Genomic DNA, 18,292 nt, shown 5'->3' with positions numbered 1-18,292 from the left:
TGGGGGAACTCGGAGCGCGCCCGCCCCCTACAGGTGCTTGCATGACAGCTATGCGCACCACATTGAGGCGGCTCGGAGCCGCGACCGCCCTCACCCTGTCGGCCCTCCTGCTCGCCGGATGCGCAGGCAATGGCACCTCCTCGGCCGAGTCCGCCGGGGCTCCGCAAGGAGTCGCGCAGGAAGACGCCGGCCAGGCCCCCATGACGGGCGCCACCGAGGAGAATCGCGATGTCGTGACGACGGGGTACGTGGGGATCCAGACGGGTGACGTGCCGGGCGTTCGAGAGCAGGTCGAGGCTCTCGTCAAGGCACGCGACGGGCGCATCGACGCTCGGTCGGAGACCGGCGGGGACTTCATCTCCGCGCAGCTGACAGCCCGCGTCCCCGCTGACGACTACGACGCGTTCATCACCGAGCTGCGCGACGTCGGCGATGTCGTCTCGGTCGAGACCTCGGCGGTCGACGTGACCCTGCAGAAGACGGACATGTCCTCCCGGGTGGCGACGCTGGAGGCCTCGGTCACCTCCCTGCGGGGAATGCTCTCCTCAGCGACGGAGGTCGACGACCTCCTTGCGATCGAGACGACGCTCACCGAGCGCACCGGCGAGCTGCAGAGCCTGCGCGCACAGCTCGAAGTGCTCGAGGAGAGCATCGCCTACTCGACCGTGTCCATCTCGATCTCGAGCGACGCACCATCGCCCGGCGGTGAGCCGGCCGGGTTCCTGGCGGGACTGCGTGATGGCATGGCTGCCCTGTTCCGCGGATTCGCGGCCTTCTGGACCGCGTTCGGCTTCGCGTTGCCCGGCCTCGTGCTCCTGACCGTCCTTGGTGCCGCGGCATGGCTCATCGTGCGGCTCAGCGTGAAGGGTGCAGGGCAAAGGGCCGCCCGGCGAGCGGCAGCGCCAGCCGTCCCGAACCACGCACCTGCGGGCCCACAGGCCTCGACGGGGCCGTCGGCATCCGGGGAGACGGCGCCGCCCGGAGCCTCGTCCTAGCCGCGACTCGGCGAGCGCACCGCCGCGATCGCTAGTCTTGTGCAGGTCTCTCGCGCGCAGGCCGGCGCGAGCGACCCGCCACATCCACGTTGACCGAGGAGCACAGCATGGCTGCCGACGACACGAACACCAAGTTCGACCCTGATTTCGAGCCGGGCGACGACGACACTACGCGCATCGACGCCACCGGGGGCCCCGAGCGGGGCCTGACCGACGCCGAGGTCGCTGGCGGACTCGAGGACGACCCGATCGCGCCCCCGCAGCAGGTCGACGAGGGCTCCGACTCCCTGACGGCGGGCGGCCCCGCTCTCAGCGGGGAGAGCAACGCTGCCGCCGAGCTGAAGGCGCACGAGGCCAAGCTCACCCGCATCTTCCAGGCGACGGTCTTCGGCCCCGGCGACGAGCGCATCGGCCGTGTCGGCCAGGTGTACCTCGACGACCAGACTCGCGACCCGAACTGGGTCACTGTCAAGACGGGCCTCTTCGGCACCAAGGAGTACTTCATCCCGCTCGACCTCGCGGAGCTCGACGAGAAGCGGATCCTCGTCCCGTACGCGAAGTCGCTTGTGACGAGCGCGCCGAGCACCGAGGTCGACCAGAACCTCAGCCCCGCCGAGGAGGACGCTCTCTACGTGCACTACGAGGTTCCCGGTCGCATGCCCGAGAACGGCACCGAGACGAGCCTCGTCGAAGGCGGGAGCGAGCTGCGCCCCGGCAGCGCTCCGGTCGTCTTCGAGGGAAGCAGCGACGACATCGGCGAGACCGACGAGGCGACCCTGGCCGAGGATGCGCTGCTCGCCGAGTCCGTCTCGGATTCGGCGTTCGACACGGAAGCCAGCCTCGACGCCCACGAGACGGCGGCACCGCTACTCACCGCCGATGACGACGACACTCGCCTCATCGCGACGGCCGAGGCAGCGGCCGACGATGACGAGTTCGAGGCGCCCACCGTCAACGAGTGGGAAGAGATCGGCTTCCAGCGCCCGAACGACGAGACGACCGACCCGAGCACCACCGACCGCACCTAGGAGCCTCCGTGCCTATCTTCGCCACGATCTACCACTACGACGACGATTCAGACGCGACCCGCGACGAGCACCGCCCCGCGCACCGAGCCTGGCTCGGCGAGCAGAAGGATGCGGGCATCCTGAAGGCCTCGGGCCCGTGGGCGGCACCGCACGCCGGCGCGCTGCTCCTGTGGGAGAGCGACGACGAAGCATCGCTGCGCGAGCTGATCCCCGCCGATCCGTTCGCGCAGGTCGGCGTCATCCGCCAGACCGATGTCTACGAGTGGACCCCGGTCTTCGGTCCGTTCGTCCCGTAACCGCACGAACCTCGTGGACGAAGCCGGTCGCCGCACTCGCGGCGGCCGGCTTCGTCTCGGTTCGGTCGCCTATGCGCGGCTCTCGGCCCGCGCGGTCTCCTCGACTCGGGGCTTCTCGAAGAAGAGGACGATGACCGCCCCAACGAGGAACGCCGCGATCGGCAGGAGCAGCGCCTGCCCCATCGCGGTCGAGAACCCCTCGGCGACTGCGGCGGGCAGCTCGCCGCTGCTCTGCTCGGCAGCCTCCGGCGGCATCCCCGGCAGTTCAGCCGCGAGGCGCGAGCTGATGAGGGCCGCGATCGCGGCAGAGCCGAGCACGGACCCGACCTGGCGCGTCATGTTGTAGACCCCCGAACCCGCCCCCGCGAGCGCCGGCGGGAGGTTCCTCGTCGCGCTCGTCGCGAGCGGAGCCCAGAGGCCGGAGAGTCCGAGACCCAGGAATGCGGGCGGGATGAGCAGCTGCCAGAGCGGCCGATCCGCCGTCATGAGCAGCGACAGCCAGGCGAGCGACACGGCGACGATGAGGAAGCCGGCGAACGCGATCCAGCGCGGCTGGGTTCGGTCGGTGAGCCGGCCGACGAAGGGCGCCATGACTCCGGAGACGACCGCCATGGGCACGAGCATGAGCGCTGCCTGGGTGGGCTCGAGGGCACGCGCGGTCTGGAAGTAGAAGGCGATGGGCAGCGGCATGGAGACGATCGCGAGTCCGAGCACGGAGATAGCGAGGTTGGCGACCGTGAAGTTCCGGTCCCGGAAGAGGCCGAGCGGCAGGAGGGGCTCCCTGCGATTGAAGCGCTGCCAGACGACGAAGCCGGCGAGCACGACACCGCCGGCCACGATGAGGCTCCACACCGAGATGGGTCCGGCGATCTGCCCCCAGTCGAAGGTCTGGCCCTCCTGGATGCCGAACACGAGCAGGAACAGGCCGACGGCGCTCAGCACGACCCCGAGCCAGTCGAAGGAATGCGCTTTCGTCTCGAGCGTCGGCACGAGGCGCCAGGCCAGGATGAACGCCACGACGCCGACCGGCACGTTCACGAAGAAGATCCACTCCCAACCGAGGCCGTCGACCAGGAACCCTCCGAGGATGGGCCCGACCAGCGTGGCGACGCCGGCAACCGCACCCCAGAGGCCCATCGCGGCGCCGCGCTTGTCTGGCGCGAAGATCCGGGTGATGACGGACATGGTCTGCGGTGTCATGAGCGCGGCGCCGAGGCCCTGGACCGCGCGGGCGGCGATCAGGGTCTCGATGTCACCCGACAGGCCGCACCAGAGTGAGGCGAGCGTGAACACGACGAGGCCGATGAGGTAGATGCGCTTGGGCCCGAAGCGGTCGCCGAGCCGGCCCGTGATGAGCAGCGGCACGGCGTAGCTGAGCAGGTAGGCGCTGGTGACCCAGATGACCGCGGTGATGTCGGTCTGCAGGTCCCGGAGGATGGCCGGGTTCGCGATGGAGACGATCGTCGAATCGACCAGGATCATGAAGAAGCCGATGACGAGGGCCCAGAGGGCGGGCCAGGGGCGGGAGACAGTTTCCACGAGGGGGGATGCTACGCGCCTTGCAGATGCCACGCTCAGCGCCGACGGAATAGCGTGCATCCGTGGGGCGTTGTGCTCCCCGTACGCCCCGAGATAGGAGACGCATGGCAACCATCGACATCACCACTGAGACGTTCAAGGACACGGTCGACTCCTCGGGCATCGTGCTCGTGGACTTCTGGGCAGAATGGTGCGGCCCGTGCCGTCAGTTCGGTCCCATCTACTCCGCCGCGTCGGAGCGCCACGACGACATCACGTTCGCGAAGGTCGACACCGAGAGCAACCAGGAGCTGTCCGCTGGCCTGCAGATCACGTCGATTCCGACGCTGATGGCATTCCGTGACGGTGTGCTGCTCTACCGCGAGCCCGGTGCGATGCCCCTCGCCGGGGTGGAGAAGCTCATCGAGGCGCTCGAGAACGTCGACATGGATCAGGTCCGCGCCGAGATCGCCGAGAAGTCGGGCGCGGCGCCGGCGAGCGACGCGCAGTAGTCCCAGAGGCGCTCGCCCAGCTCGCTGTCGTAGCTGCGCCAGTGCGAGGTGCCCAGCACCGGGCGCCCTCGCGTGAGACGCGCCGGGACGATGGTCTCCCCGCCACGGAGCTCCGGGTCGGTCACGGCCCGGAGCTGGCACAGGGCGCCATCGTCCTTGCCCTGGGCAGCGAAGGCGAGCATCCCGTCGATGGCGCGCTTGCCCACCGAGGGTTCGTGCACGCCCGCTACGGTCGGCGTGAGCCCACCCGTCGAGTATCCCGGATGCGCGACGAGGCTCCGCACGTGCCCGCCGGCGCCGCGCGCCCGCCGATCGCCCTCGATGGCGAGCACCTGCGTCGCGAGCTTCGACTGCGCATACGCGTTCCACGACGTGTAACCGCCGCGCAGCTGCACGTCCTGCAGGTGCGCGCGAGTCAGGGCGGGCGCGATGCTGCCGAGCCACACGACCGCCGCGCTCTCGCGGAGCGCTTCCCCCGCCGTCAGGCGGCTCAGCAGGGCGAAGTGTCCGAGCACGTTGGTCGCGAAGACCCGCTCGATGCCGTCGCTCGTCGTCTCGCGATCTGCGGGCGGATGAACGACACCGGCGTTGAGCACGACGCCGTCGAACCCGCCTCCGCCGCTCTGCCCATCGAGCAGCGTCTGCGCGGCAACTTCGACCTCCCCCAGCTCGGCGATGTCGAACGGCAGCGTGGTGGTGAGGTCAGGACGTCCGGTCCCGGCTGCAGCCGCGGCGAGGCGCGTGGCGCTGCGGCCCGTGATGACCACGTCCGCGCCCCGTCCGACGAGGCTCCTCGCCGTGAAGAAGCCGAGCCCCGTCGAGGCCCCGGTGATCAGGTAGCGGCGACCCGTCAGGTCATGCGGCCCGTACTCGCTGGGTGCCCTCACTCTCCAGCCCCTTCCATCGCCTCGACCAGGCAGAAGCCCGCGCCGAACGGATCGACGAGGTTCGCCATCCTTCCGAAGGGGGCGTCCGCGGGCTCGCCGAGCACGTCTGCCCCGAGGCTGCGAGCTCTGGACGTGGCTTCATCGACGGAGGGCGTCACGAAGTACACGACCCACTCGGCGTCTGGCCGCTGCGCTGCACCCCTGGTGACGGTCCCGCTCCCGGCCGAGTCCTCGAAGGCACCGAAGCGTGCATCCTCGCCGCCCGGCCTCGGCCCGAACTGCGTGTACCGGAACTCGGGCGGCCCAGCCATGGGATGCGGGTCGAACCCCGTGGCCGCCGCGTAGAACTCGGTCGCCTCGTCCAGCTCGGTCGTGTGCAGCTCGAACCACGCGGTGGTACCGGGCTCGCCCCAGGCGTCGAAGCCTCGGCGCCCGCCGGGCTGCCAGAGTCCGAACGTCGCGCCTTGTCGGTCGGCGAGCAGCGCCATCCGCCCCTGGTCCACGACATCACTCGGGTCGACGAGCGATGACGCGCCCGCACCCGGGGGCGCGTGCGTGGGCCGCTTCGATATCCGGTGCCGCGAAGTACACGATCCATGAGGTCCGCTGGCCGGACTCGGCCGCACCGAGCCCGCCGACGACTGCCGAGCCACCGTCGGGGAGGGGACCCGCCTCGATCAGGTGGGAGTGCCCGCTTTCCGGCCCCATGTCCTCCAGGGTCCAGCCGAGAACCGCGGAATAGAAGGACGCCGACCCCCGCGGGTCCGATGTCGCGAGTTCCACCCAGCAGGGGTCCCCTGCGTCGAAGCGCTCGTACCTGGGCATCGTCTGCTCCTCACCGCCGAACGAGAGATTGGATGCACCGAGTCTAGGAGCGTCAGATCTCCACTGCCGGGGAGGCGCTGAGGTCGTAGCCGAAGGCGTAGAGGTGCACGACGATGCCGGGGGCCACTTCCTTCGGCCCCTCACGGTCGGTGAGATGCACGAATCCGAGACGTTCGTAGAGGCGGTGGGCGCCGAGCATCTCCGGGCCGCTGTTCATGACCACGCGCGATGCCCCGCGGTCACGGCCGAGCGCGATGACGTGGCCAGCGAGCGCCTGACCGATGCCCCGACCTCGGGCTTCAGGAGCGACCGCGAGCATGCGGAAGTCCAGCTCTCCCGGCCGGGCGAGCTGGGAGATCCGCTCCCCAGGACGCGGCGTCCACACCGAGCCGAGGATCTGCCCGGTAGCGATATCCTCTGCCACCCAGACCTCGTCGCGTCGCGCGCGGCTGGCGGCGTCGCGCAGATCCTCCGCGTAGCTCGGCGTCACCTCGTAGTCGTTGCTGTAAGCACGCTCGGTGAGCCTGCCGATGGCTTCGATCTCACCGTGCCTGACCAGGCGGATGCGGATGCCCTCGGTCTGCGTCAGGTCGTAGCGGTAGGCCAGCTCCACGCCGGCGGTCTCGTCCTGGGTGTCCCGGCCCTTCACCCTGGCGAATCCGACCCGCTCGGCCAGCCGTCTGGCCTGCGTGTTCGCGGCACCGACGTCGAGGACGACCGCCCTCGCGCCACCCCGGCGGGCGAGCTCCAGGCCCGAGTGAACCAGGGCATCCGCAACTCCCGCGCCTCGCGCTTCGGGAGCCACCGCGGTGAAGCGCAGCTCGGCCTCGTCCCCGCGTGCGAGACGTGCGGGGTCCGTTCCGGCGCGAAGGACCGTCGTCGTCCCGATCACCACGGAGGCCTGCGATTCGCTGCCATCGGTGACCGCCACGAGCACCGTGCCGGCCTCGCTTCGCGCGAGGACGTCCCGCTCCGCAGGGCGACGCCACTCGCGCCACCGTGCGCTGCCGTGGGAGCCAGCATCGAAGGAGCGAACCGTCAGCGCCCCAACGGCCTCGAATTCGTCCACTCGGGCTTCTCGGACGATGAAACTGCCCGGGTTCGTGTTCGTGCGTGGCTCGACGCTAGCTGCGACGCTCATAGACCATCCAATACTTCTCCGGGCTCGACGCGCCCGTATGTGCAACTGTCCAGCATACGACGACGCCGCGCGCAGTCGCTCAGACAGCGGGCGAGCGGCGATCAGTTCGCGTCGTCGACCGGCGTGATCACGCGGTGGGAGCCGGTCGCGGGATGCGCCGCCCGCGCACGTACCGCGGCGAGCTGGGCCTCGACGATGTCGGCGACGAGAGCGAGCGCCCGCTCCTCGAACTGCTCATGCTCGTCCGCAGCCACATGCTGCGCGTCGACGTGCCGCAGCCAGGACGTGGTCGCTCGGACCGATGCGGGTGTGTAGCCCATGGACTCGGCCAGGGGCCCACCGAACAGGAAGGCAACGGGCACCCGCAGCCCTGACAGCGCGTCGCGCGAACCGGACCCGGTGCCCTCGGTCACGCCGGCGCGCTCCTCAGACGGCCCGATACCACCGTTGACCAGCACGAGCGCCCCCACACGATCTGGATGCGCTCCGGCGACGGCGATGGCGAGGTCTGCGGCGTCCGCAGCCCCGACAAGCACTGCGCGCTCGATGGAAAAATGGTCGAGCAGCTGAACGACAGCCGGGATGCTGGTCGACGGAGCGACCTCTGACCTCTGGGCCCAGCCGAGGTCGTCGAGAGACGGCGCCAGCACGTGCGCGTCCGGAAGCAGCTCGGCGAGGACTCCCGCGGTCGCCGAACGTCGCTCGTCGAGGACCAGGAGGTTGTCATACTTGCGCCCTTGGGAGGAGAGCCACTCGAGGACTTCGACGGGCCCCACATCGAGCTCCACGCGCGATCCTTCGGACCCGGATGCACGGCCGGACCGCCGTGCCGCGTGGAGGGCGCGGAGCGCGCGCACGGGCGAGATTGCCTCATCACCCGTCATGCGATCCACTCCTTCGCTGGCTCTCAATGGTACGCATTCACGCTCCAGCGTAGACGCGGTGGCGGCCGCCCGGCCGTTCCGAGGCAGAGGGAGCGCTCGGTCGAGCATCCCAACTCACGCTCGTCGGATGCCGGTTCATCACTGAGGCCAACCTAACCCCAGAGAAGCGCCGCATGTCCAACATCACCACCTGGACCGCGTTCCGAAAGCACAGGTCACCTTCTGCGGGTACCGGAAACTCGGCAATGTCGACGCCACCCACAGCTGACCAGACGGTGGGTTTCCGGCCTATGACCCCGCGTGACAATTTTCGCCTGAATTCGCCCGCGATAGCGGGCGCAGAGCGTGATAGCGTTGGGCTCACGCGCTGAGTGTCGGGAAGCCGTCCAGTAGCACCGCAGTGAATACGGGTCGAGCGCGCGCCCCATCCGAATCGGAACTGCCCCCAGACAGCACCGACCCAAGTACTTATCCACCCCTGATCTTTGCTCGTTCACGCTGTCGTGAACAGCAACCCGAATCGCTCCAGATTCGGACAGCGCAGTCCTGCGCGAAATAGACCGTGCCTAATAAGCACAGATCCGTACGCGGATCAATCGCCCGAAGTACGGGCTGCATAACAATGAAGGAAGAAAAACATGGCAACTGGCATCGTGAAGTGGTTCAACGCAGACAAGGGCTACGGCTTCATCGCTCCGGACGACGGAACGCCCGACGTCTTCGCGCACCACTCCGCAATCGACGTCCAGGGTTTCCGCACGCTTGAAGAGAACCAGCGCGTGGAGTTCGATGTGACCCAGGGACCCAAGGGTCTCCAGGCCGAGAGCATCCGCCCGCTCTAAATACAGGCTCTCAGCGGTCCTCGTCCTCCGACGAGCTGACCACGCCCAGCGAGTGCGACCTTCGGGTCGCACTCGCTGTGTTTGTATGCGGACGCAGCTCCGGGTTGGTGAGCTATCGAAGCGGACTAAATCCGGCACCACCCTCCCCTGAGATGCGGGCGCTCGATGGGGCTCCTGCCTACCCTGATCGGGTCGCGCGCCATGCGGCGCGCACCACACCGACTTCAGGGGGAAGATTGAGCGCAACACAGACGAACCGAGCGGAACACCGCGGAACCAGCCTCGCTCTCGCGACAACGCTCGCCGCGAGCACACTCGCAATCGGCGGCGGCATCACCACGGCGGGTGCCGCGGAAGCGGACTTCACCTACCCGACCGCGATCGATCCCTCGTCGATCACGATCACGACCAATAGCGGCTCATCGTCGGAGGAAGCGAAGAAGTGGGACTGGCTCCGCATCGACGCAGAATGGTCAGTCCCAACTGGGGCGACGGCCGGTGAGACGTTCGGCATCACGCTCCCCCCGGAATTCGGCATAGCGGGCGCCGGCACGTTCTCGATCTCCGCGCCGGAGGACCCGGACACGACCGTCGCGAACTGCACAGTCAGCGACGATGACGCCCCGGTGGTGACCTGCACCCTCACCGACCACGTCGACGCCCTCCAGGACGTTGCCGGCGACCTGTGGTTCTGGGCCGAGGCAAGTGAGGTCACGGAGAAAGACGGACTGGACTTCGTGGTCAACGGCGTCGTGACGGTCGTCCCCCTCCCTGGCGGTGGTATCGGCGTCCCGGCCGGTGAGCCGCCGGTGACGTCGTTGGTCAAGGACTCCTTCCCGATCACGGCCAGTGGCAGCATGACGTGGCGCATCTACGTGCCCGGTTCGCAGTTCGCGGGCCAGGAGACGTTGACGATCACGGATGCGCTCAATGCGGGCGCAGGATTCGCGCCCCACGAGATCGATCCCGGGTCGTTCTCGTTCGCCGCAGCCACGGGGGATGGCGAACTCACGGATGTCGACCCGTCCGAGTACTCCGTCTCGGTGAGTGATGACCTGCTGAGCTACACCTTCACGTTCGCGGGTCCGATCACGTCTGACGCTCGATACCGCCTCATGTACAGGACCACCGCAACGGGCCCTCTCGTGCTCGGGCAGAAGTTCGGCAACAGCGCGAACGTCGACGGCAGCACCGTCGAGCACATCACGACGGTCAAACAGCAGGGCGGCGGAAACGGCACGGGAACGCCTCCGACTGCCACGCCGACACCGACTGCCACGCCGACGCCGACACCAACTCCAACTGCCACGCCGACGCCGACGCCGACGCCGACACCGACACCAACACCAACTCCAACTGCCACGCAGACACCCACGCCAACCGCCACGCAGACACCGACACCGACACCAGCCCTCACGCCGACGCCAACGAGTGCCTCGCATCCTCCTGTGACGCCGACGGTCACGCCGACTCCGGAGAGTAGCCTCGCGACGACCGGAGCCGAAACGCTTGCGCCGTTCGCAGCGGCCGCAGCCGCCTTGCTCCTGGCAGTTGGTGCAATGCTTCTTGCACGCACCAGGCGCTCGCAGCCCTAACGCGCGAGCTCTCGAATGCCACCCTGTCCTCGACAGGGTGGCATTCGTCGTTCACGGACGACACCGTTCGCGCTCCGCAGATCGGGTGTGTTCGAAGAAGAACCACCGGTAGGACGGGTATCCTTCTGGGGCGAGAGGCGAACCCCCGAGCGCCGAAGACCTCGTTCACTACCAGCACCAGATCTTGAACGGAGCAACACCCCCTCCATGACCACTCCCCCCACGTGGCCTCACACTCCGACAATCCGCCCCAAGGACCGCAAGCAGCGCATCGAGTCGGCCGCCACGCAGGCGTTCGCGCTTCGGGGCTACCACCAGGTGAGCATGAGCGACGTGGCTGCCTCGGTCGGCATCTCCGCCCCGGCCCTGTACCGCCACTTCGCCAACAAGTACGACCTGTTCAAGCACACGGCCTTCGGTATCGTCGACGCCGTCGAGGGCGCAACGGATGACGTCACCGAGACCACCGTCGCCGCCGGTGCCCCCGCCGAGGAGCGGGCTGCTGCGCTCATCCACGCGACGCTCGACAGTCTCATCAAGTGCCGAGGGACCGGCGAGATCATCCGCTGGGAGTCTCGCTACCTCGAACCGGCCGACCGCGCCTCGGTGGACCAGCGCCTCGCGAAGGTCTACGGACGCTTTTCGAGCGTGCTGAAGGAGCTGCGTCCAGGCTTGAGCAGCGAGGACCGCGCGCTGCAGAGCCGGGCGGCGTTCGCTGTGCTCGCGAGCGTGTCCATGCACCGGACGAGCATCTCCGCGGCGACCTCCGAGTACTTGCGCACTGCCTCGCAGCGTGCTCTCGAAGCCGACCTCCCCGAGACGGAGGCGTACGTCGCTCCTGCCGCCACGGGGATCCCGTCGACCGCCAAGCGCGAGCAGATCGTGGCGCACTCGATCGACCTGTTCTTCGCCCGGGGATACAACCTCGTCAGCATCGAGGAGATCGGCGGTGCCGTCGGCATCACGGCCTCCGGGGTGTACCGGCACTTCGAGAGCAAGAGCGGGATCCTCGCAGCCGCCTGCTCCCGGGCCGCCGAGTACCTCGGTCAGGTGACGCGTGACGTGTTCGCGGCCGTCGATTCCAACGATGCGGCGTTGGATGGCCTGATCGACGCGTACGTCGAAGCACAGCTCGCGCACCACAAGCTGCTGCAGGTCTACATCGCCGAGTCGACGAACCTCAGCGACGAAGAGCGTGAGCGCCTGCTGGCCCTGCAGCGGGACCACATCGAGGAGTGGGCTGGGCTGCTGCGCGCGGTCAAGCCGCAGTTCTCCGCCTCCGAAGCCCGCTGCATCGCCCATGCCGGTTTCCACGTCGTGGATTCGCTCGGGCGTGTGCTTGCCTGGCAGGACACGCCGAGCAACCGCGCGCGCGTCGCGCACATGCTGCGCGCCGTCCTGGGCGTCTGACCCGCACCGCAGTCTGCGGCCCGCGCCTGGCACGGGCGCGGGCCGCAGCCGTCACCGCGGGTCGGTGCCGTGGACTCCCGCCGCTCCGTCCTCGCCGATGGGCGGGCGCCGCGCAGCTCGCACCTGATCGGCGAGCACCTGCGCGCCGCTCGTGGTGAGGGCCCGACGCCACGGCAGAACCCCCTCGATCTCGATCTGGATCGACATGCTCAGCACCGTCCGGATCACCACGATGAGTCCGAGGATGAGCGCGTCCTCCAGCGAGGGCTTCGACGTGATGGTGCGCACGAGGTCGGCGGCGACGAGCACCTCGAGCCCCAGGAGGATGCCAGCCCCGAGCGACGTGCGCAGCGTCGCAAGAGCGGCGGTTCCGCCCTGCCCGCGCAGGAGCGCCAAGCCGGCGAGCACGATCGCGACGATGATGCCGATGATGATCGCGGCGGCACCGAGGACCTCGACGGCGACCGCCACGATCTCGAACACGCGGTCCATTGATTCCTGCATTCCAGCTCCCCTGTCTGCTTATTCGTGCCTGCGGTGGCGTCCGGCGAGCACACCGGCGCACAGGAACGCGACGATTCCCGCGACCGGCACCACGATGAGACCCACCCGGAGCGAGGTTGCATCGGCAAGCAGCCCCACGAGGGGCGGTGCCGCGAGAAACCCGAGTCGCATGAGCCAGGAGACGAGCGTGATAGCCGTGCCCGGCTTGAACCCGGGCAGCTCATCAGCCGTGTGCAGCGCGGCAGGCACGAGCGTCGCGATGCCCAAGCCTGCAGCGGCGAACCCTGCGATGGTCCCGCCAACGCTCGGGAACAGCAAGGCGACCCCCATGCCCAGCGCCGTCACGAGACCACCCGCCTGCGCGACTCGGCGCTCCCCGAACCGGTCGACGAGGCGGTCCCCGAGCATCCGCCCGACGAACTGCGCGCCCACGAGCGCGATGAAGCCGAACGCGGCGAGCGCCTGAGGTGCATCGAGCGAGCCGGCGAGGTAGAGGGCCGCCCAGGTGCTGCCCGAGTCCTCGACCACCGAGCCGGCGACGGTCAGGAGGACAAGCGCGAGGAGCACGACGTACTTCGCCGACCCACCCCGAGAGGCCGTGCCCGCTTGCACGACCCTGATTCCGGCAGTCGACACCTCGACGTCGTCGTGCTCTGGGCCCGGGATCATCCACCGGTACGCGAGAACCGCCACGATCGTGAAGAGCACGCCGCTGATGCCGAGGTGCAGCGGAAGGGGAACATGCAGCGCCACGGCCGCCGCTCCCATGAGCCCGCCGAGCACTGCGCCGATCGACCAGATCGCATGGAATCCGTTGATGATGGAGCGCCCGAAGCGGCGCTGAACTCGCAGTCCGTGCGAGTTCTGCGCGACGTCGGTGAGCGCATCCGCCGCGCCGCCGAGCGCGAACGCCGCTGCCAGCAGCACCCCGTTCGGCGCGAAGCTCGCCGCGAACAAGGCGACGCTGGTGATCGCCGTGCCGGCCACCGCGAGGCGCGACGACCAGAAGCGGCGGATGAGCGCGGCCGCGGCGAGCCCTGCGAGGAGCGCGCCACTCGGATAGGCGGCGACGACGAGCCCGAACTCGACGTTGCTGAGCGCGAGCTCGGCTTTGAGCCCAGGATACCGGGGGAGGAGGTTCGCGAAGAGCGCCCCGTTGGTGAGGAACATGGCGGCGACGGCGATGCGCGCCCGCCGGTCAGCCCGGGAGGTCACTCCCCGACCGCGTCGTCGTGGTGCTTGCTGAGCATGATGCAATCCAAGCACAGCACGTGCGCCTCGCCCTACCGCCGGGCCTGCAGAGCCAGCAGGACGACCAGGTAGGCGCCGCCCATGACGATCGTCACGACTCCCACCGGGACAGCGCCGCCGAGCGCGTGCTGCGCGACGAGGTCGGCCGCGAGCAGCAGCACTCCCCCGAGGACCGCGGAGGACAGAATCGGCACACCCGGCCCGCGCTCGAGACGCAGCGCGAGCTGCGGCGCCGACAGCGCGACGAAGGCGATGGGGCCTGTCGCCGCGGTCACGACTGCCGTCAGCATGACGCCGACGATGAGCACTGCGAAGCGTGTCGGCTCGACCCGCACGCCGTGGCTCCTCGCGGTCTCGTCGCCCAGTTCGAGCTGCCGCAGCGGGCCGGCGAGCAGCGCGACGGCGGGCACGAGGAGGATCAGGATGACCGCGGCGGGCACCAGCTGCGACCACTGGGCGAGCGCAAGCGACCCGGCGCCCCAGATGGACGCCGTCATCGCGACCTCCGTCTGCGCGCGCAGGAGCATCCAGGTGTTGAGGGCGTGCAGGAAGGCCGTCACGCCGATGCCGACCACGATGAGGCGGAAGCTGCTGACGCCTCCCCGACGTGCGAGGGCGTAGACCAGGATGGCCGTGAGCAGGCCGCCGGCGAGCGCTCCGAGTGCCGTCCCGACGAAGGTGCCCGCGCCGGCGATGATGACGATGACGGCGCCCGTGTACGCGCCGGTCGAGAACCCGATGACGTCTGGCGAGCCGAGCGGATTCCGCGTCAGCGACTGGAAGAGCGCGCCGGATACGGCGAGGGCCGCCCCGAACACGAGTGCCGCGACGACTCGCGGCGCTCGCCACTCGAGCACGACGGTCGTTGCGAAGCCGCCGTCGGGGACGAAGACCGCCTCGAGCACTTCGATGGGGGTGAGCGGGTACTTGCCGAGCCCGAGCGCCACGACGGCGAGCAGGACGGCGACGCCGCTGAGGATGAGCGTCACCACGACGGTGCGCCGCAGTCGGAACTCGCGCGCGACCCTCGCGGGACCTGCGGGCCTCGACGGTGCCGCCTGGTGATCGCGCCGCGGCGTGATGTCCTGCCTGGTCACAGGCCGCTCACCTTCTTCCGGCGTGCCAGGGCGATGAGCACCGGGGCGCCGATGAACGCTGTGACGATGCCGACGGGGAGCTCGCCTGGCCGGAGCACGACCCGGCCGAGGACGTCTGCGACGAGCATGAGAGAGGGGCCGAGGAGGACGCTGAGTCCGAGGATCCAGCGCTGATCCTGACCGACCATGGCCCGTGCGAGGTGCGGCACCATGAGGCCGACGAACGCGATCGGGCCGGCGATCGCCGTGGCGCCTCCCGCGAGCAGCGTGACGGCGACGATGGACAGCACCCTGGTGCGCGCGACCGAGGAGCCGAGCGAGTGCGCGAGGTCGTCGCCAAGCGCCAGCGCATTCAGCGAGCGGCCCAGCGAGAGCGCCAGCACCACTCCTGCGACGACGAACGGCGCGACCGGCAGCGTGGTCTCGAGCGTTCGAAATTGAAAGGAGCCGGACTCCCACACGAGCAGGGCGTTGAACCGCTGCGGGTCGGAGAAGCGGATCGCGGCGATGATGCCGCTCAGCACTGCCCCGAACGCCATGCCGGCGAGTGTGAGCCTGAGCGGGTTCGGCCCGCCTTTTCCGCTGCCCAGGAAGTAGACGAGCACGGTTGTCGCCGCGGCGCCCAGGAACGCGAACCACACGTATCCGTTGGGGCTGGTCACGCCGAGCACGGCCACGGCGAGCGCGACGGCGAAGGATGCCCCCGAGGTGACGCCGAGGATGCCGGGGTCCGCGAGGGGGTTCCGGGTGACGGATTGGATGATGGCACCAGCGACTGCCAGGCCGGCGCCGACGAGCAGGCCGATGATGGTGCGCGTGACACGCAGGTCGAGAATCGCCGTGCGCGTGGCCTGGTCGACGTCTCCCCCGGTGACCGCGGCCCAGACCTGCCCGAGCGGCACTTCCCGGGAGCCGATCGCGATGCTGAGGGCGCAGGCGAGGGCGAGCAGGAGGGTCGAGATCAGGAGCATGGAGCCTCGCCGCGCCGCTGAGACGCGCTTGGTCGAGCCTGCCGCGGAACGGACCACGCCGCCAGGTGGCCCGGCTTTCACTTCTGTCGTCACGACAACCGAGTTTAGGCTAACCTACATCGACTGCCGCTCACTCAGACAGAAGGTCTCCATGAAACACCTCGCCAAGGGCCTCGCCCTCGCTTCCGCAGCCGCTCTCCTGCTGACGGGATGCTCCGCGACCGCCGACACCGATGCAGGAGACACGTCCGCCCCGGCAGCCGGTGGCACGTTCCCAGCGGTCGTCGACACCAAGTTCGGCGAGGTCACAATCGATGAGGCACCGACCCGCATCGTCGCCCTCGGATGGGGTGATGCCGAGACCGCGCTCTCGCTCGGCGTCCAGCCTGTCGGCGCGTCGGACTGGCTGGCGTTCGGCGGTGAAGGTGTCGGCCCCTGGGCTGAGGGTCTCTACGACACGGCCCCGGTCATCATCGAGACCATGGAGCCCGACTACGAGGCGATTGCGGCCCTCGAACCCGATCTCATCCTCGACACGAAGAGCTCCGGAGACCAGGACCGCTACGACCGTCTCTCCTCGATCACCACCACGGTCGGTGTGCCGGAGGGAGGCGACAGCTACCTGACGTCGACCGAGCAGCAGATGCAGCTCATCTCGAGCGCACTCGGCGTCCCCGAGAAGGGTGACGAGCTGCTCGCGGACGTGGACGCGGCCTTCGCTGCTGTCGCAGACGCCAACCCGGAGTGGGCTGGCAAGACGGCGACCGCGGCCACGAAGACGTCCGAGGGCTGGGGCGCGTACATCGACGGCAGCGAGCGTGTCGCGTTCCTCGAGAACCTCGGCTTCGTGCAGAGCCCGAAGATCGCCGAGCTCCCTGTCGCCGAGTCTGGCTTCACCTCGACCGTCTCCAACGAGCAGCTCGACCTGCTCGACGCAGACCTGATCGTCGCGTTCCCGATCTTCATCGAGAAGTCGGCCATCACCGATGACGCGCAGTGGCAGCAGATTCCCGCAGTCGCGGACGGGCGTGCCGTCGTCATCGACGGCGACGTCGCCTCGGCGTACTCACTCGGCACGACGCTCGCCGTGCAGTACGCCATCGACCAGGTCGCCCCGCAGATCCAGACGGCGCTCGCCGGCAAGTAGCGCGCACCCTGACGCAGACGGCGCCCGCCCACCGAGTCCCGGTGGCGGGCGCCGTCTCCGCCTGCGCACCTTCGGCGCGCTCACTCGCGACGCGCATCCATGAGGGACGCGAATCGCTGCCCTGTCCAGGTCACGGCCGCCTCGAGCGGGCCCCGATGCCGCCACCAGAAGAAGACGGCGCCGACGGCGAGCGCGCACGCGACATGGATAAGCCAGATCGGGGCGCTCGAGACGAGCCAGAACAGCTCCGGGGCATCCGCGAGCACACCGCCGTGGACCAGCGCCGTATAGGTGACCCCTGCCACGATGACGTGCAGGGTGTAGATCGTCAGCGGTGTCGCCCCCGCACCGAGAGCCGGTCCGAGGACGCGGAGTGTCGCGTCGCCGAGTCGCAGGCAGACGGCGAGGCACAGGCCGATGGCGATGATTGAGGTGCCCGCCGTGATCGCCAGGTCGAACGTCGTCCCGGAGTGAGGGGCGGGCGATGCCAGGAACCAGCCGCTCTCCGTCGGGGTGGTGCCGAAGGCGGCGGAGTAGAAGAGCTCGGACGCCTGATCTCCGGCACCCGTCGAGGCGCTGATCGAGCTCAGACCGCCGAACGGCCCGGCGAGCAGCATGCTGATGCCGACGCCCAGGAGCGCAAGCACTGATCCCAAGGCCGTGAGTCCGAGGCTCAGCTGCAGGATCGTGCCGCGCTCGCGGGCGACGAGGAGCATCCGCCCGACCACCATGCCGACGATCGCGTAGACCACCCAGGTCAGCACCGGGTAGGTGCCCGTGACGAAGAGCCCCCGGAGGAGCTCGAGCGGATGCGCGAGGTCGAGCCAGCTGGGTGTGCCGAGCTCGGAGCCGACGTTGAGGGGCGCGCGCAGGAGCATCGACAGGAACGGCCACAGCCCGGCCCAGGCGGTCGCGACCATGAGCAGCGACACGTTCGAGAGCCGGAGGAGCGGCGCGACGAGCCAGAACACGAGCCCGTAGTAGACCAGGATCACGGCGATCGGGCCGGGCACGAGGCCGAGGGTCATACCGATCACCATGAGGGCCAGGCCTCGCCCGAAGACGTTGAGGGCAGCCGCTCCGAAGGCGCGGCGGTCCCGCTGCTTCCTCGTGGTGAGCACGACGCCGATCCCGGCGAGCACCGCGAAGAGGGCGGCCGCCTTGCCGCCGAGGAACGCGGCGAGGGCAGGCGTGGATCCATCCGAGTTGGTGACCCACACGTGCGTAGCCATCATGCCGATGAGCGCCAGGAAGCGCGCGAGGTCGAGGCCCGTGATGCGTCCCGCGCGCCGAGCGCCCTCGCCGGCAGGCCCACCACCTCGGAGGGGTGCGGCCGGCTTGCCTGGCATGCTCTGGGCGCTCACGCATTCACGCTACCGTCACGGCGCG

Annotated in this window: 19 protein-coding genes; 8 read left to right on the top strand and 11 right to left on the bottom strand. The window is 69.3% G+C overall.

All coding sequences use genetic code 11. The annotated features are described in order from the left end of the window. Nucleotides 1-50 precede the first annotated feature (50 nt). From ACQFZP_RS01670 to ACQFZP_RS01660, 3 genes are all read left to right on the top strand, one after another. On the top strand, nt 51-995 hold the full coding sequence (locus ACQFZP_RS01670) for a DUF4349 domain-containing protein (RefSeq protein WP_211890134.1): 945 nt from the start codon (nt 51-53) through the stop codon (nt 993-995). A 107-nt stretch (nt 996-1,102) separates the two neighbouring features. After that, a complete protein-coding gene (locus tag ACQFZP_RS01665; RefSeq protein ID WP_211890133.1) occupies nt 1,103-2,023 on the top strand; it encodes a PRC-barrel domain-containing protein in 921 nt (306 codons plus the stop codon). A gap of 8 nt (nt 2,024-2,031) precedes the next feature. Continuing rightward, complete coding sequence (locus ACQFZP_RS01660) at nt 2,032-2,319, top strand: YciI family protein (protein ID WP_104312416.1); 288 nt, start codon at nt 2,032-2,034, stop codon at nt 2,317-2,319. A gap of 69 nt (nt 2,320-2,388) precedes the next feature. Here ACQFZP_RS01660 and ACQFZP_RS01655 read toward each other — a convergent pair whose 3' ends face one another. After that, on the bottom strand, nt 2,389-3,858 hold the full coding sequence (locus ACQFZP_RS01655; RefSeq protein ID WP_211890132.1) for a DHA2 family efflux MFS transporter permease subunit: 1,470 nt from the start codon (nt 3,856-3,858) through the stop codon (nt 2,389-2,391). 104 nt (nt 3,859-3,962) lie between these two features. On the opposite strand from ACQFZP_RS01655, the gene ACQFZP_RS01650 reads away from it, so the two are divergent. Continuing rightward, nucleotides 3,963-4,349, top strand: a complete 387-nt coding sequence (locus tag ACQFZP_RS01650; protein WP_179556374.1) for a thioredoxin family protein — start codon at nt 3,963-3,965, stop codon at nt 4,347-4,349. Here the strand turns inward: ACQFZP_RS01650 and ACQFZP_RS01645 are convergent. From ACQFZP_RS01645 to ACQFZP_RS01625, 5 genes are all read right to left on the bottom strand, one after another. Continuing rightward, entirely contained in the window at nt 4,289-5,236 is a 948-nt protein-coding gene (locus tag ACQFZP_RS01645) for an SDR family NAD(P)-dependent oxidoreductase (protein ID WP_211890131.1), read from the bottom strand. The genes ACQFZP_RS01650 and ACQFZP_RS01645 overlap by 61 nt on opposite strands. Beyond that, nucleotides 5,233-5,739: a VOC family protein gene (locus ACQFZP_RS01640; protein WP_211890130.1), complete on the bottom strand. Its 507-nt coding sequence runs from the start codon at nt 5,737-5,739 to the stop codon at nt 5,233-5,235. The genes ACQFZP_RS01645 and ACQFZP_RS01640 overlap by 4 nt, the downstream gene beginning before the upstream one ends. Before the next feature lie 4 nt (nt 5,740-5,743). Then, nucleotides 5,744-6,061, bottom strand: coding sequence for a VOC family protein (locus ACQFZP_RS01635; RefSeq protein ID WP_211890129.1), 318 nt, complete (start codon nt 6,059-6,061; stop codon nt 5,744-5,746). A 52-nt stretch (nt 6,062-6,113) separates the two neighbouring features. After that, complete coding sequence (locus ACQFZP_RS01630; RefSeq protein ID WP_211890128.1) at nt 6,114-7,202, bottom strand: GNAT family N-acetyltransferase; 1,089 nt, start codon at nt 7,200-7,202, stop codon at nt 6,114-6,116. A gap of 101 nt (nt 7,203-7,303) precedes the next feature. Next, nucleotides 7,304-8,086 (bottom strand): alpha/beta fold hydrolase, encoded by a 783-nt coding sequence (locus ACQFZP_RS01625; protein WP_211890127.1) that lies wholly within the window; start codon nt 8,084-8,086, stop codon nt 7,304-7,306. A 638-nt stretch (nt 8,087-8,724) separates the two neighbouring features. On the opposite strand from ACQFZP_RS01625, the gene ACQFZP_RS01620 reads away from it, so the two are divergent. The 3 genes from ACQFZP_RS01620 to ACQFZP_RS01610 all read left to right on the top strand — a co-directional run bounded on the left by ACQFZP_RS01620 (nt 8,725) and on the right by ACQFZP_RS01610 (nt 11,933). Then, on the top strand, nt 8,725-8,928 hold the full coding sequence (locus tag ACQFZP_RS01620; protein WP_068478769.1) for a cold-shock protein: 204 nt from the start codon (nt 8,725-8,727) through the stop codon (nt 8,926-8,928). Between the two features lie 236 nt (nt 8,929-9,164). Further along, on the top strand, nt 9,165-10,523 hold the full coding sequence (locus ACQFZP_RS01615; RefSeq protein ID WP_211890126.1) for an Ig-like domain-containing protein: 1,359 nt from the start codon (nt 9,165-9,167) through the stop codon (nt 10,521-10,523). Between the two features lie 207 nt (nt 10,524-10,730). Continuing rightward, nucleotides 10,731-11,933: a TetR/AcrR family transcriptional regulator gene (locus tag ACQFZP_RS01610; protein WP_211890125.1), complete on the top strand. Its 1,203-nt coding sequence runs from the start codon at nt 10,731-10,733 to the stop codon at nt 11,931-11,933. Nucleotides 11,934-11,984: 51 nt separating this feature from the next. On the opposite strand, the gene ACQFZP_RS01605 is transcribed toward ACQFZP_RS01610, so the two are convergent. From ACQFZP_RS01605 to ACQFZP_RS01590, 4 genes are all read right to left on the bottom strand, one after another. Next, a complete protein-coding gene (locus ACQFZP_RS01605) occupies nt 11,985-12,437 on the bottom strand; it encodes a DUF1622 domain-containing protein (protein ID WP_307852719.1) in 453 nt (150 codons plus the stop codon). A gap of 18 nt (nt 12,438-12,455) precedes the next feature. Further along, nucleotides 12,456-13,652, bottom strand: a complete 1,197-nt coding sequence (locus tag ACQFZP_RS01600; RefSeq protein WP_307852718.1) for an MFS transporter — start codon at nt 13,650-13,652, stop codon at nt 12,456-12,458. Nucleotides 13,653-13,720: 68 nt separating this feature from the next. Continuing rightward, on the bottom strand, nt 13,721-14,785 hold the full coding sequence (locus tag ACQFZP_RS01595) for a FecCD family ABC transporter permease (protein ID WP_104312423.1): 1,065 nt from the start codon (nt 14,783-14,785) through the stop codon (nt 13,721-13,723). Continuing rightward, nucleotides 14,782-15,849: a FecCD family ABC transporter permease gene (locus ACQFZP_RS01590; RefSeq protein ID WP_307852717.1), complete on the bottom strand. Its 1,068-nt coding sequence runs from the start codon at nt 15,847-15,849 to the stop codon at nt 14,782-14,784. Before ACQFZP_RS01590 ends, ACQFZP_RS01595 begins: the two co-directional genes overlap by 4 nt. A 58-nt stretch (nt 15,850-15,907) precedes the next feature. Here ACQFZP_RS01590 and ACQFZP_RS01585 point away from each other — a divergent pair, with 58 nt between their 5' ends. After that, the gene (locus ACQFZP_RS01585; RefSeq protein WP_211890124.1) at nt 15,908-16,903 is read left to right on the top strand and encodes an ABC transporter substrate-binding protein; all 996 of its coding nucleotides are present in this window, start codon (nt 15,908-15,910) and stop codon (nt 16,901-16,903) included. An 80-nt stretch (nt 16,904-16,983) separates the two neighbouring features. Here the strand turns inward: ACQFZP_RS01585 and ACQFZP_RS01580 are convergent, their stop codons facing one another. Continuing rightward, complete coding sequence (locus tag ACQFZP_RS01580; protein WP_211890123.1) at nt 16,984-18,267, bottom strand: heparan-alpha-glucosaminide N-acetyltransferase domain-containing protein; 1,284 nt, start codon at nt 18,265-18,267, stop codon at nt 16,984-16,986. Between the last annotated feature and the right edge of the window lie 25 nt (nt 18,268-18,292).

The sequence above is a fragment of the Pseudoclavibacter sp. Marseille-Q434 genome, from assembly GCF_050315415.1.
GTDB lineage: Bacteria > Actinomycetota > Actinomycetes > Actinomycetales > Microbacteriaceae > Pseudoclavibacter.
The sequence above is the reverse complement of the archived record's forward strand: the minus strand, read 5'-3'. Positions and strand labels throughout refer to the sequence as shown.